Annotated in this window: 8 protein-coding genes and 1 tRNA gene; 4 read left to right on the forward strand and 5 right to left on the reverse strand. The window is 50.4% G+C overall.

Features of this window, described 5'->3' with window-relative positions; translation table 11 throughout:
- Positions 1–139 precede the first annotated feature (139 nt).
- Positions 140–2,044 carry a hypothetical protein gene (locus ICL55_RS19440; protein WP_188100246.1) on the forward strand — a complete coding sequence of 635 codons (1,905 nt, stop codon included), beginning with the start codon at positions 140–142 and terminating at the stop codon, positions 2,042–2,044.
- On the opposite strand, the gene ICL55_RS19445 is transcribed toward ICL55_RS19440, so the two are convergent.
- The gene (locus ICL55_RS19445) at positions 2,041–3,156 is read right to left on the reverse strand and encodes a suppressor of fused domain protein (RefSeq protein ID WP_188100248.1); all 1,116 of its coding nucleotides are present in this window, start codon (positions 3,154–3,156) and stop codon (positions 2,041–2,043) included. The two genes, ICL55_RS19440 and ICL55_RS19445, sit on opposite strands and share 4 nt — an antisense overlap.
- A 108-nt stretch (positions 3,157–3,264) precedes the next feature.
- Between ICL55_RS19445 and ICL55_RS19450 the strand changes: the two genes are divergently transcribed.
- The 3 genes from ICL55_RS19450 (at position 3,265) to yiaA (ending at position 4,922) form a co-directional block, all read left to right on the forward strand.
- On the forward strand, positions 3,265–4,032 hold the full coding sequence (locus ICL55_RS19450; RefSeq protein WP_188100251.1) for an NIPSNAP family protein: 768 nt from the start codon (positions 3,265–3,267) through the stop codon (positions 4,030–4,032).
- Between the two features lie 234 nt (positions 4,033–4,266).
- A tRNA-Met gene (locus ICL55_RS19455) sits at positions 4,267–4,338 on the forward strand.
- 170 nt (positions 4,339–4,508) lie between these two features.
- The gene (gene yiaA / locus ICL55_RS19460; RefSeq protein ID WP_188100254.1) at positions 4,509–4,922 is read left to right on the forward strand and encodes an inner membrane protein YiaA; all 414 of its coding nucleotides are present in this window, start codon (positions 4,509–4,511) and stop codon (positions 4,920–4,922) included.
- Between the two features lie 213 nt (positions 4,923–5,135).
- Here the strand turns inward: yiaA and ICL55_RS19465 are convergent, their stop codons facing one another.
- The 4 genes from ICL55_RS19465 to ICL55_RS19480 all read right to left on the reverse strand — a co-directional run bounded on the left by ICL55_RS19465 (position 5,136) and on the right by ICL55_RS19480 (position 14,256).
- Positions 5,136–7,592 carry an outer membrane protein assembly factor BamB family protein gene (locus ICL55_RS19465; protein WP_188100256.1) on the reverse strand — a complete coding sequence of 819 codons (2,457 nt, stop codon included), beginning with the start codon at positions 7,590–7,592 and terminating at the stop codon, positions 5,136–5,138.
- A gap of 143 nt (positions 7,593–7,735) precedes the next feature.
- Entirely contained in the window at positions 7,736–9,532 is a 1,797-nt protein-coding gene (locus ICL55_RS19470; protein ID WP_188100259.1) for a RagB/SusD family nutrient uptake outer membrane protein, read from the reverse strand.
- Between the two features lie 20 nt (positions 9,533–9,552).
- Positions 9,553–12,954, reverse strand: coding sequence for a SusC/RagA family TonB-linked outer membrane protein (locus tag ICL55_RS19475; RefSeq protein WP_223151508.1), 3,402 nt, complete (start codon positions 12,952–12,954; stop codon positions 9,553–9,555).
- Positions 12,955–13,209: 255 nt separating this feature from the next.
- Positions 13,210–14,256 carry a FecR family protein gene (locus ICL55_RS19480; RefSeq protein ID WP_188100261.1) on the reverse strand — a complete coding sequence of 349 codons (1,047 nt, stop codon included), beginning with the start codon at positions 14,254–14,256 and terminating at the stop codon, positions 13,210–13,212.
- Positions 14,257–14,345 lie beyond the last annotated feature (89 nt).

Below are 14,345 nucleotides of genomic sequence, written 5' to 3' on the forward strand. Positions count from 1 at the left end.
CCTGATTAGTATCGGGACCGGTCTTTTCGTTACAACTTTTTCAAAAAAAATTTAAAGAAACTCATTTTCAAAGAATTATCCATGTGTGATATCCCCCGGATTAAACATTATCTTCGGCGGAAATTTTACCATTGTCAGCATGAGATACCTCCTTTTAGTATTGTTATTCGTTAGCCACCTTACTGCCAACGCCCAGCAGTTACCACTTTCCACCGTCACTGAAATGGCCCGCCGCCTCGGGCAGCTACAGCTGCTCACGCCCACCGGCCAGGAAGAGCTGATACGATTTGCCAGTGGCCAGCCGCTACAACTATATCAGGGGATCGATAAAACGCAGGTGCCCACGCAGGCCATCTTTGTGGCGGAAGCCGACTTCCTGGACATCCTCCCCGGGCAAACACGGCTCACCATGGCCACGCTGGATTCCCTTGCGGCTATTCCCAACTACCCCTGGTCGGGACACGAGCACCAGTTTGCCGAAGCCCGTTTCCTCGCAGGCCAGTTCCCCTCCCGTCATGATCTTTTCGGCTTTCTGCTCCATACGGCCGATTACTGCCGGTCTAACTACGATAGCAGCGACGTCCTCACCGTCCGTATCTATGGCTGGTTCGGTCCCGCAATGACGCCCTACATGACAGACAGCACCCTCGAATTAGCGGTCAACGACCAAACAGACACCCCGGCAGCCCAACAGGAAAGAGTGGCCACCTATGCTCCTTACCTGCATTGGGTCAACCTCTTCCGCCAGGCAGGTTTCCTCCCTGAAACAGATTCGGTGATCAACCTTTATTATCGCAACGGGAAAAATATCTATGGGTCCATTAGTCATAGCAATGCCGTGCGGGAACTGGAACAATACCTCACCTACCTCGATAAGTATCCGTTTCTGCAACAGCAGCAACGCCAGCGCCTCGACAGCCTGCAACAAACAGGCCTTATAGACGAAGCCGGAAAACAACGGATCATCGCCCGTTACCGGCCTTATACGCTCTTATCTTCAGATGATATCCTATCTGCCTGTAAATCGGCAGTACCGCTCTATACCGCTACCGACATACAGCCGTACGACCTGGTGCCGCTGAATAGTTATGGAGAGATACCGGTAGCGGCTATCCGGACGTTCTTTGAGCGGGTAACCAACAAAATATCGCAACAGCTGTTCCCCTTAACGGTAACGGATATACGAGTACAAAAGGCCGCGCCCAACGCCAACGGCCTGTATCCTTATCAGGAGGAACTGTCCCTTGGCCGGTCAGCTAAAATACTGTCGGCCACCCTGCAGCTCAACGGCCAGCTGTATAAAGAAACAATCGACGAAAAAGAGTTTGAATCCTGGATACGCCCGGAGAACCTGCAATTCCTCAATCACTATCTGGAGGACCAGCACGACCAGCGGCGTTTCTTTTTCATATCACCCCACCGTTTTACCCGCTACGAGCCATTACAGCCCGACACCGTCTTTCTGGCGCTGCTCACCGAAGCCCAGGCGAAGCTGCTACAGTCGCCCTACCTCTTCGACCGCATAGAAGGCTGTTACAACGGCAGTCCTGGTGATTATGACTATGCCGTATACCCTTATCAGTATTTTGATACACATAGCCGCCTGAATAAGCAGCAGATTGATTCCTTCGTGGCCCTGGGCAGAAAACATCAGCTGTTCCCGCAGCAGGATACGGCCCTGTTGCAGGCTGCGGTCCGGGAGCAGAACCCGACTGGTTATCAGGATGTGCTGTCTTTCTCGCCGGCGGTATTCAGCAGCGCGTCCTACCTGGAAAACCTCGTCAGTCATACGCAGGAAGCATTGCAGCGGCTCCGGGCCCGCCGTTTTCTTTTTTCCACTACCCGCCAGCCTGAAAATGGTGATGCGCGGAAGATGATCAATGAGGCTTTAGGCAAACAGGGAATACCTTTCCGTCTTTATCTGCTGGGACGCGACGGCTATTCGTATATAGCTCACCGTTATATATTACTGAAACCTGCCGCAGCGGCGGCATTGAAAACATTTTCGCCCGGCATTTTCGCCGGAGCGGGTAGTGGCCGTTAACCGGCCACCACTTCCTTCCGGGGTTGTATAAGGTGATTGATACCGTTGTTGATCATTTTTTCCAGCAGCACATAGCCGCCGTTCGGTTGTTCGTGCGCAAACAGCCGTTCCGCTTTGGTGATGGGGGATGCCCAGTAAAGGTTAACAGGATCGTTATAGATCACGGGCATTTCGATAGCGGGGCCGGTATACAGGGCAGCAGATAACACCAGGCTTTCGTAAGGCGCCGGCAGCTCGTTGAAGCTGATGGTATGGCCTTCTCCAAGCCAGGTGACCTGTTTCCACGGACGGTCGGCCAGGCCGGAAACCATGCTGGCAAGGTTCATGATCGTTTTCTCATCGAAGTCTTTTTTGCTGACGGCCAGTGCCAGCTCCATGCGACGGAAGCCGGGCGCTTTTTCGTTGTACAGGATTTCCACCCAGGGCATCGGCCGGATGCTCACCCCCAGCGTCACAAAATAGACCACGTCATCTTTCTCGAAACGGGCCATGCCGATAGGAGGCCATTGACCGCCATCTATGGCGTAATATTTTACAGTCGGGCCCAGTACCGCTTCATAGGCATCGAGGTACTGCTGTTGCAGGATGCTCCATGTCTGGCTGGTTTCATCGGACCAGTCGTTCCAGAAAGCAGTCGCTTCTGCCACTTTTTTATGCAGCTGATTAGTGTCAGGGGTCCCCAGCGGGAACATAAGGCTATCGTCGCCGCCACCGATACAGTCGGCCGCATAGCCTACACTGCGCTCCTGGGTGTACAGCGTCCAGCCCGGGATAACGGCCAGCAGTTCATCGTCGTAGATCACAGCGGCGCCATCGCCTTCCTCCATCCATACAATGCGGATCAATGCGGGGTCTAACGGAGCCTTACCTTCGGGGTGATTACAATAACGGGCTTCCAGCATGGGGGCCAGCCCCTCTTCCATGGCCTGCACATCTTTTTTCTCCGGTGCAGGCTTCAGGTTGCGCAACCAGCATGGACGCGGAGAATATTTGTTGGCCATCAGTTCTGAAGGATACAGATAAAAATAAGCAACTCTGTCATCCTGCTCTACCACCGCGTACATGGTATTGCGGCTGTTGGTTTCTTCCAGTAACATAACCGGATCGGGCATAACATCAATTTTTTAGTAATACAGAATTCTCCAAAAATAATGTATTCATCGCTGAGACTAGTAATCCAGGTCAAAATCGATTATTTTGTCAGATATAAACCATCCACCATGAAGTTTTCCACGTTTCTGCTGACAGCGTTGCTGCTGGGATGTTGCCAGCTGATGGCCAAAGAAAGACAATTGTATCAGATAAAGATCTACCACCTGAAAACGGCCGCCCAGGAAGCCCGGGTAGACAGCTTTCTACAAACAGCTTACCTGCCGGCGCTGCATCGTGCCGGTATCAGCACAGTCGGCGTTTTTAAACCGGTAGCGGTAGACACCGCAGACATACGCATCTACGTACTGGTGCCTTTCCGCAACATGGACCAACTACTGCAACTCGATAAGAAACTGGCGGCAGACAAAATTTTCCGGGAGTCCGGCCGGCCTTATCTGGACGCCGCCTGGAACGATATCCCTTACAGCCGGCTGGAATCCATTCTGCTACAGGCTTTCCCCAATGCGCCGGTAATCACGATGCCGGTACTGTCTGCTCCCAAAACAGAACGGATATACGAATTGCGCAGTTATGAAAGTCCCTCCGAACAATATCATGTCAACAAAGTACAGATGTTCAACGAGGGTGATGAGATCGGTATCTTCCGGCAGCTGGGCTTCCATGCGGTATTTTATGGTGCTGTGCTCTCCGGCAGTCGTATGCCCAACCTCATGTATATGACTACTTTCAACAATAAAGCAGATCGTGATGCTCACTGGAAATCATTTTCAGCAGACCCGGGCTGGAAAAAACTACAGGCGATGTCGGTTTATGCACACAATGTATCCAAATCTGAAATCACTTTTTTGCATCCTACAGATTACTCTGATATATAGAGAGGTGCGTTGTTTTTTTGTCTTTCTGAAAAATAAATAAAATATTTTTCAACGGGCAAGTCACCGTATAGCCAACACCGAAGGAAAACCGCAAATGCCTTACCAGAAAGGGAATACACTGATAATCAATTAGCTGTTTTGCGAAGGTCAGCAACATTTCCTGCGTGTTAAGAACAAAAAAAATTTCTGTTAAATTTTGTAGTTTGATTTTATTGCCTACATTTGCAACCTCATTGCGAGGTAGAGCAGAGGTAGCTCGTCGGGCTCATAACCCGAAGGTCAGTGGTTCGAATCCGCTCCTCGCTACAAAGAAATCCCGGGTAATGCCCGGGATTTTTATTTGTAACCCAATTGTCTTTCTCCTCAACATACCTTCCGGTATCAGAAATAAGTAGTATTATTATATTGTGAAATATATCAACGGAGATATCCTTATCACCATCGTGTTCATCCTTTTTATTAACAACAATTAATCCATGAGACAAAAACCATCAATGGCCTTTATCGCCACATCCTGGGTAGGTTTACTTGCCGGTGTTGTGGGATACCTTATCGGGCTGTGGAACGCCACTATGCAGCTGAATGAAAAAGGTTATTATTTCACCATCCTGATGTACGCACTTTTTGCGGCGGTGTCTGTGCAGAAGTGTGTGCGCGACAGGCTGGAAAACATTCCTGTAACCGATATGTACTACGGCATCAGCTGGGTGTCTATGCTGATAGCCATTGTGCTGCTGATCATCGGTTTGTGGAATGCCACGCTGCTCCCCAGCGAAAAAGGATTCTATGCTTTCGCTTTTCTGCTGAGCATCTTCGGCGCCATCGCGGTGCAGAAAAACACCCGCGACAGCCAGGCTGCTGCGAAAGAGAATATCAGAAACAACGAATAGTTCACGCAAAGGCGCAAAGCAGCAAAGACGCAAAGAATTATTTTTTTAAGAATTATAAGAAAACAAAGGAGCGGAGATCTACATTTGATCTCCGCTCCTTTGTTTTTTTTGCCCACTTATATTTTGCGCTTTGCGTCTTTGCTGCTTTGTGTCTTTGTGTTTTTGGTGCTTTGCGTCTTTGCTGCTTTGCGCCTTTGCGTGAACCAGCGAGCGCTACAACGTATAGGCGTTCACATTACCCGAAAAATCGGCTACATACAACACGTTATTATAAACAGCCAAATCCGCAAATACAGGCGCCCCTGTTGCCATCCGGTGCAGCATCTTTCCTGAATGGAGGTCCACTACGTATACAAATCCGTCGGAAGCTCCTACCAGCAAGCGGTTGCCAGCCAGCAGCGGGGTGGATTCTATCGTAGCGGAAGAAGGCGAAGTATAGGGAGCAGTATAGAACAGCGCCTCACCCGGTGTAAACTGCCACACCAATGTTTTGGTCTTTTTATCAAAGGCCATCATGCCGCCAGCGGCAGTGCAGGTAATAATATAGTCTGGTGTTACCAGCGGCGCTGTCATGGTTTTCAGCTCGGCGGTTACCGGAATACTATCGATCGTTTTGCCGGTAGCGGGTTCCAGCACATGCAATTTATTGATGCCATGTACATACAGCTTGCCATTGAAGAAAGCAGGGGTGCCACTGCGGAAGCGGATGCCTTCATCGCTGCGTTTCCATTGTACACGGCCGGTGGCCGCATCGTGGGCGTACAGGTGGCTCCAGTTGGAGCCGGTGATCAGCTGACCGTTGAGCAGTGCCATAGAGGCTGGCGTACCTTCCCCGCCGGTCCAGTCCTGGTTGGTCCATTTCACCTGGCCGGTACGGATATCCAGCGCCTGCAGGTTGTTGCCTGAACCGGTGTAATAAACGCCGTCCTGCGCTACGCCGCCGGAATTATAGCCTGGCAGCGATTGCTGGTTGCCCTGATGCTTCCAGCGCAATTTGCCGGTAGCCGCTTCCACGGCATAAGTAACACCTTCCGCGTCAGTAGCCAGCACCACTCCCCCGCTGTAGCTCATGCTGTGTTTGATGGAGTTGCCCGTGGGGAACTGCCACAACACACGGCCGGTATGGGCGTCCAGCGCACTGATATGACAATGATGATTGCCTTCATCATCGATGGTGCCCACAAATATTTTGCCTTCGGCGCATATCGGAGATGATTTCCAGATGTTACCACCGATGTTGCTGGTCCATTGCAAAGATAACCTTCCTGCGCCGGCAAGACGGGTAGCGCCCGTGCGTTGCGCATTTTGCAATGCTTCCGGCCACTCCGTGGTTGTAGCCACCGGAAGGGTGGTTTTAACCAAACGGAAAGAATCGCGGGTATAGAGCATTCGGCCGGTGCCGAGCGTAGCCTCTACCGTTGCCGTATATACGTCATTTTTTCCGCCGGCCGGTACGGTTGCCATCGCGCCCCAGTTCCAGTCTGTCCGCCGCTGTAGCGGCAGCTCTTGCAGCAGATTTCCCTTTTTATCGAACATACGGAAGCGCACGGTCTTCACCGGCGATGCGGTATGGTACGCATTGACGCTGATCACCATTTTATCCCCACTACCAGCAATGCTGCTGATCGTTGGCGACAACAGCGTAAGTTGGTTTTCCACGTAGGTATAACGGCGTTGCACCAACGAAATACCGTTTTTATCGATATCCACTACATCGAAGTTGGAAGCGGAGTTGTCGATACCGCCATCCGGCGGAGGTGCGGCGCAGAGCGATCGGATACCGGTGTTGCCATGCGTACGGGCGAAATTGATATGCCAATGTCCATAAATCCATGCCTTCAGGTTATGTTCATTGAGGTTGATGCTGTCATTGCCGGCCCGCAGGGCAAACAGCGTGTCGTAGGTCAACAGGTCGTGATTGAAAACGATCACCGGTTTGGCAGGATCAGTATTGGCGATGTCATTCTTCAGCCACTTCACCACTTCTTCCAGCGTGTAGGAAGGCTGGTAATCGCCATAGCGCATAGGCGTTACAATGAAGTGCGCCGGACCGGCTTCAAAGGAATAAAACACCGGACCGAAGAGAGATTCATACAAAGCCTCTCCATAAGCGCCTTTTACGAGATCGTGGTTACCGATGCAGTAATATACCGGCAGGCCCATGGTACGGCTGTTGACATGCTGCGCATGAAAAGCCATGCCTTTCTCATAACAGATGTCCCCGGTATGGATCATGAAGTCAGCCCCTTCGTTGCGGGCATATTCTTTGGCTTCCGTCATCCAGTTATTGAACTGTGTTGTTTCGGTATCTGCCAGCCTTACAAATTTGGCTTTACTATCGGAGGCTTTAGCGCGGGCTTGCAGCCCGAAATCATAGGCGGTGCGGCTGCTGTCAGTACGGATATAGAACTCACTGGTAGTCTGATAACCGGCGGGTGTGGTGATAAACACAAAACGGGCACGGGCATGTCCAGGCAGTTGAAAGCGGCCGGCTTTGTCGGTAATGGTCACAGAGAGGCCGTCAGACACCCGTACGCCGGGGATGCCGGCTTCGGCAGCGTCCTGTTTACCGTTGGCATTGCTGTCGAGGAACACGGTTCCCGGAAAACGTTGTGCCACGGCTGTATGCAAGGTGCAGCAAGACAGGAAAGCAAACAAAATCTTTTTCATCGTCAATGTTATTTTATTTGGCTATTTTTTCATTTGTTTATTTTTTTATTGAAAATGCAGCGGAGATCATCTTTTGTTAGCATAATCACCGCTGCATTTTCAATAAAAAAATAAACAAATGAAAAAATAACTAAATGAAGTTATTACCAGCCCATGATCTGCTGCAACTTGGTATTCAGTACCAGCTGTTGTTTAGGGATCGGGCGATAATAAAACTTAGGTTCTGTAAAGGTACGTCCGGCGCGGTCTGTTGCAAACAGGATATGGCCGCTGGTGCCGTTTTCCAGATAGAAGTTATTCAGTCCTCCGTTTTTGTCTGCCAGATAGTAGCGGGCCAGCCGTATTTTCACATCAGCAGGCAGGCCGGCGATGGCAGCGCTGTCATTAGGATTGGGCAGGATAGCGATATCTGCAACACCGTCACCGGTCATATCGATGCCACCTAATCCGGCGACGTACATCCCTGCCGGCGCTTCTTTGAGGCGGGTACCGGCAGCCCAGCGGTTGATGTCATTCAAACGCTGACCTTCGCAGGCCATTTCCACTCTGCGCTCACGGCGGATCTCGAGGATAACGCCTTTATTGGCGCTGTTCACGTTATACTGGTTGCTCATAACCGGATCAGGGCTACCATTGGCGATGGCGAGGCTCAGGTCAGGCATCTGTACACGACGGCGCAGCAGGTTCACGGAGTTGTCCAGGTCGGCCTGCGACAGGTCCTGTAACTCTGCTTTTGCTTCGGCGAAGTTCAACAATACTTCTGCATAGCGGTATACCGGCAACGCGGTGTAATTGGCGTCCCATCCTGCACGCTGGCTGGCATCGCGGGGGTAGAACTTCAGCTGGTCATAACCGCCGAGGTTAGGTTTGGCGATATACAGGCTGCTGTTCTGTGTGGTGCTGAATCCGGGATATGCCACTGTCTCCGCTAACCGCGGATCGCGGTTTTTGAAGGTGGTGGTGAAATCCATTTTATCATAACCCGCCTGAGCAGTGAAAGCGGTACCATCTTTCATCAGATAGCTGTATACCAGGCTTTGGCTGAGTGACCATGTCCAGCCCAATACGGTATGGGTATTATTACCTTTACCAAGGCTCTGCGGATAGTCACGCCACTGGATCACTTCCTTGTTGCCGCCCAGTGAAACACTGCAAAACAAAGCGCGATAATCGGCGCCGCCTTTACCGGTATTGTAGATATCATAACGGGTGCTGCTCATGATCTGCTGAGAAGCCCATACCGATTTTTTCAGCCATGTATCGGCTGTCCCCTCCAGTTTCAGCTCAGGATGATAACGACGGAAAGTGCCTTCAAACAGGCAGTAGCGGGACATCAGCGCCAGTGCGGCGTATTTGTTCACCAACGTGCCGTTGTCTTTCGTATCCGCTTTGATATTATCTACGGCAAACTGCAGATCAGCCAACACAGAATCTGCTACACTGGCCCGTGGGTCACGGCCTTTGTACAAATCAGGATCGATATCGGTCATCACATGACCATAAAAAGGCACATCGGAATAACGGGCGATCATGTCTGCATAAAAGCGGGCGCGGAAATAACGTGCCACACCGGTGTAGTGCTTAATTTCTATCGGATCACCCTGCGTTTTGTTCACGTTGTCCAGCAGATAATTGACGTTACGCAGCAGGTTCCAGTTGTTCCAACCATCTACTGTAGTGGCGTCCAGCGTACCATGTACCAGTTTATCCATTTCGCTGCCGGTAGTACCGGAAACGTTGTCGGAGTTGATGTCATCGTAAGGGGCCGACAGGTTATCGTCGTACAGGCCGTTCAGATAAGTCTGCAGGTCGCCCGGTGTTTTGAAATAGGCGTCCGGCGTGATCTCCGTCTGTGGCATCCTTTGCAGGAAATCCTTATTACAGGAAACAGCGGCACAACCCAGTATGAGAAATGGTATAATAAGTTTCTTGTTTTTCATGTTGCACTTTTTTGCTTCAATTAAAAGTTCAGGTTCAATCCGCACGAATAAGTTTTCTGATAAGGATATACCGATCCATCGAGACCTTCCGGATCAATGTTGGCTTTCAGGTGGGAGATGGTGAAGATGTTTTCAGCCGCTACGTAGATGCGTAACCGGGTGATCTTCGCTCTTCCGACGAGTGATTTCGGCAGGGAGTAACCCAGCGTCACGTTCTTCAGACGGGTGTATGCTGCATTCTGCAGGTATCTTGTCTGTGGTGCGCCCAGTTCGGTAGCATCTTCTGCGATATAGGATTTCAGACGGGGGAAATAACCATTCGGTGTTTCCGGTGTCCATCTGTCCATGTTATGCACCTGTACGTTTGTCCACGGTTGCGCATATACGCCCCAGAAGTAGTGGTTGCCCGGATTAGGGTACCAGTCTCTTTTACCGATGCCCTGTATCAGCGCACGGAAGTCGAAACCTTTATAGGAAGCCGTCAGGTCAATGCTGTAAGGCAAACGGGGAGCGCTGTTACCGATGATCCTGCGGTCGCCCGGATTGGAAACGGTATTATCACCATAATCAATTACGCCGTCGCCATTGAGGTCTTTGAACTTCAGGTCACCTACGTAAAACAGGTACTGCTGGTCATCGGAACCTACTTTAGACTGATTGGCATGTGATTTCAGTTCATCAGCATTCTGGAAGAAACCTTCTGTTTCAAGGCCCCAGATATCACCGATTTGCTGTCCGTTATAATAGTTCCTCTTCTTAGGATCGGAGTGGTCATAGTTGACCAGGGTACCGGTGGGGTTGGTGTAACGGGTAATGAAAGACCGGCTGTCAGCCAGGAGGAGTTTTACGCCATAGCTGAAATCATCTTTACCAATTTTAAACTGATCACGCCAGAACAGGGTCATCTCCCATCCTTTTGTTTTCAGGTCAGCGGAGTTGGTCCGGGGAGCGTCTGCGCCATAAACAGCAGGCAGTTCCTGGCTTTTAGCGAACATCCCGTTGGTATAGCGGGTATAACGGTCATAGCTGAACGATAATTTTTCTTTCAGCAGGGTAACATCGATACCACCGTTGACAGTCTTAACGGTCTGCCAGCTGTAGGTAGCCGTTACAGGCGTCGGAGAGAATACGCCCATTGGAATTTGTCCGTTCAGGACGGAGTTGATGTTATTGGTGGTCATGCGTTCCATATAACCGTAGGCATCCCATTGCTGGTCGCCCAGGGAACCGTAGGAACCACGGAGTTTCAACATATCCACACCCAGGCGGTCTTTGATACCGCGGAAGAAGTTTTCTTTAGACACGACCCACGCGAGGGAACCGGAAGGGAAAAAGCCCCAGCGGTGATCGGTGCGGAAGCGGGAAGAACCATCATTACGGCCGTTTACTTCTACAATGTATTTATCGTCGAAGATGTAATTCAGGCGATAATAGATACCTCTTACGGCCCAATCTTCAATCTGTTGTTTTTGGGTGATAGTACCGGTAGCCAACTGTGAAGTAGGGTACTGGGTACTGATCAGGTCTAGTTTTTTAACCTCGAATTTGTTGTAGAAGTGGTACTCCTGGTTAAAACCAGCCAGTGCGCCTACGTAGTGTTTTTTGTTGAAGGTTTTATGGAAGTCGGTATAAATGTTATACACGTTATACTTCACGTCCATGCTCTGGTTGGTAGCAGAGGATTTGTTACCGTTGGTATAGCCGAAGGGCTGGTCAGGACCGGTGCGATAAGCTACCGGCAGCACGTAGGTGTTGCCTACATCGTTGCCTCTGCGGAAAGTGGCGTCACCTTTCAGGGTCCACATATCTTTGATAATGCCTACTTCTGCATTGAGGGTGGTCATGAACTCGCTCCAGGTATCGGTAGAACGGCCACCGCTTTGCAGGTTGCCCAGCAGGGCTGCACCGTCGGAAGTCCAGGTACCGTCCGGGTTGCGGGGAACGCTGAGGGCAGGCGTACGGTTGGAGTTGTGGAAAAACAGGTACTCTATGGTACTGGACGGCTGTGCGTACGTCGTATTGGTGTACATAGTATTGCTACCTATTTTCAGGCGATCATTAAAAGTATAGGTGGCTTTGGCGCGCAGGTTATAACGGTTGTACTTGTCGGGGTTATAACGCAGCATACCATCCTGTGAATAATAATCCGCGGAGAAATAGTAGTTCAGTTTCTCATCACCGCGGGAGATGCTGACGTTGGCGTTATAAGCCGGGGCTGATTTCTGGTAAACTTCATGCAGCCAGTCGGTAGTACCGTAGTAGCTCCACTTGTTTTTATCGTTCGGGTTGACAATAACGTTAGGCAGGGATGGATCGTCTTTCAGCCTTTGTGCATAAGCTCTTTCAGCAGCGGGATACAGGTCGTACAGCGGCGTAGCGGCGTCGTGTTTGTATTCCATGGTGGTCAGCGGATCGGTCACAATTTTCGGTACCAGTCCGAGGGTGCGTACGGCGTAGTTGGTATTGGCGGTTACCAGGAGGCGGCCGTCTTTACCGGATTTGGTGGTGATGAGCACCACCCCGAAAGCGGCACGGGCGCCATAGATAGCAGCGGAGGCAGCGTCTTTCAGCACGGTTACGCTTTCAACGTCGGCAGGGTTCAGGCGGGACACTTCCTCGTTAGTAAAAGGAATGTTATCTACCAGGATGAACGGATCACCACCGTTGATGGAGGTCATACCGCGGATATTGAACTTTGAAGCAGACGACACACGGCCGTTGTCGTTGGTGATGTTCAGGTTAGGGAGCAGGCCTTGCAAACCGTTGTTGATATTGGCGATGGGACGGCTCTCCAGTTCCTTGCCGGAAATGGCGTCTACCGCGCCGCTGAGGTTCACTCTTTTCTGTTTGCCATAACCTACTACCACCACTTCATTCAGGCCACTGGAATTGGCTTTCAGGGAGATATTGAAGACAGCGCCTTCTTTGGCTTTCATTTGTTGTGGCTCGTAGCCTACATAAGAGAATTCGATAATGGCATTTTCGGGGACTTCCATCTTAAACCGGCCTTCGGCATCGGTTTTAGCACCGGTGGTGGTACCTTTTACCAGTACGGTCACACCAATCAGCGGATTGCCGGCTTCGTCGGTGATACGTCCTTTGATGGGAACGTTCTGCACTGTTTCGCCGGCTTCCAGGATCACGATCAGATTATCTTTCATGATCTTGTATCCCAGAGAGGTGCCTTCCAGTGCCTTGTCCAGAATATCCCGCACGGGAGCATCTTTCATGGCAATAGAGATCTTCCGGTCGGGGATGCTGGCATTTTTGTACACGAAAGTGTAGTCGCTTTTCTGCCCGATCACATTCAGGAGCTTTCCAATGTTAATATTGTTATAATTAACAGTGAGCCGCTCCTGGGAAAAACCATGTGCGCTAAGCTGTAAAAACCCTGCACAGAGCAATACGGAGGTTAGTTTCATACGCATTAACAGTTTCCTCATATTCCGCCGGGGAATATCAGAAGGCCACCAAAAGCTTTTTTTCATAAATTTGTTTCGTTAGGTTAAATAATTAGCCATTACCGGATTCTCTCGAATCGGTTTAGATTGTTTAGCCAGCATTGTAAAAGGGGAATGTTGCCGCATTTCCCTTTTTGCTGTCCGCAAAAAAAATTTTATTGAATAGTTATGCCATAGTTGTCTGCCGCACCCGGCATTTTATTCCCTGATACGTTTTTACCATATATAAATGACATTTTCTTTTGTATTCACTTCGTAGTGAAAACCTGACATCAGTTGCAGGGCCTGCAATACATCCTCGATGCCCTGCTTACGGAAAGCGCCCGTAAATACTTCATGCTTGTAACGGTCGTTTTTAAACCGCAATGTGACGTTGTACCATCGCTCCAGATCGTGCGACAGCTGTTCAAATGTTACGTTATCAAAGTCGAACCGGTCGTTGATCCAGGCGGTGGTTGGTTTTTCCGCATCCGGAGTGGCTACCGTGCCGGCAGTGATATTTTTTACCGGTGTAATACTAAAGTTGGCTTTTTTACTGTCCTGTACCGGTTGGTCTTTATGATTGGCGATGACCAGTTTCTGGTCTGGCTGCAACTGTACCACTTTCTGGCCGTTGCTGCCCTGTGGAAAACTCACCTCCACCTTACCGCTGAGCAACGTGGTTTCTACGGTAGCATCTTCCGTATAGGCTTTTACGTTAAATACGGTCCCTAATACGCGTATGTTCACCGGCCCGGTCCGGATAATAAACGGATGTGCCGGATCATGTTTTACATCAAAATAAGCCTCTCCGGTGAGTCCTACTTCCCTTTCCCCGTTGAGGAAACGGGTGGCATCATATTGCAGACGGCTACAGGCATTGAGTACTACCGTGGTGCCGTCCGGCAGTATCACACTGGTTTTGGAACCGGTTTTGGTGACTACCTCGTTACGAAATGCCTGCCTGTCGGGCGATGCAGGCCATAATGCCCACACGCTTAGCAGCACAGCCACCATGGCGGCCACACCGGCCATTATTTTCCACGGGGCCATTGTCCTGATAACAGGCGCGTCCTGCGACTGCTGCAGGAACAGATTCATGCGGTCCAGCCCTTCACTGGCCAACCGGCTTTCTTCTTCCGGCGTAAACCCCTTCACCGGGTTCACCGCCTGGATATCTTCCACAATGGTAAAGGCATATTGTAATTCCGGAAACTGCATCAGCAGCATTTCCAGCTCTTTCAATTCCTCCATGGTGGCCTCGCCGGATATCTTCCTGGCCATCAAAGTATTTATCCGGTTACGCTCGATCATTTATTTTTTAATACCTGTTTTCAGAATAAGGTCGAAAAGAAAATCAAAAACCCCCAAAA

Origin of the sequence: Chitinophaga varians (genome assembly GCF_014529945.1) — a bacterium.
Taxonomy (GTDB): Bacteria; Bacteroidota; Bacteroidia; order Chitinophagales; family Chitinophagaceae; genus Chitinophaga; species Chitinophaga varians.

Bases quoted from the DNA above. Each gene is read 5' to 3' on its own strand.
- ICL55_RS19440 (WP_188100246.1), top strand. From the start codon at position 140: ATGAGATACCTCCTTTTAGTATTGTTATTCGTTAGCCACCTTACTGCC.
- ICL55_RS19445 (WP_188100248.1), bottom strand. From the start codon at position 3,156: ATGCCCGATCCGGTTATGTTACTGGAAGAAACCAACAGCCGCAATACC.
- ICL55_RS19450 (WP_188100251.1), top strand. From the start codon at position 3,265: ATGAAGTTTTCCACGTTTCTGCTGACAGCGTTGCTGCTGGGATGTTGC.
- yiaA (WP_188100254.1), top strand. From the start codon at position 4,509: ATGAGACAAAAACCATCAATGGCCTTTATCGCCACATCCTGGGTAGGT.
- ICL55_RS19465 (WP_188100256.1), bottom strand. From the start codon at position 7,592: ATGAAAAAGATTTTGTTTGCTTTCCTGTCTTGCTGCACCTTGCATACA.
- ICL55_RS19470 (WP_188100259.1), bottom strand. From the start codon at position 9,532: ATGAAAAACAAGAAACTTATTATACCATTTCTCATACTGGGTTGTGCC.
- ICL55_RS19475 (WP_223151508.1), bottom strand. From the start codon at position 12,954: ATGAAACTAACCTCCGTATTGCTCTGTGCAGGGTTTTTACAGCTTAGC.
- ICL55_RS19480 (WP_188100261.1), bottom strand. From the start codon at position 14,256: ATGGCCAGGAAGATATCCGGCGAGGCCACCATGGAGGAATTGAAAGAG.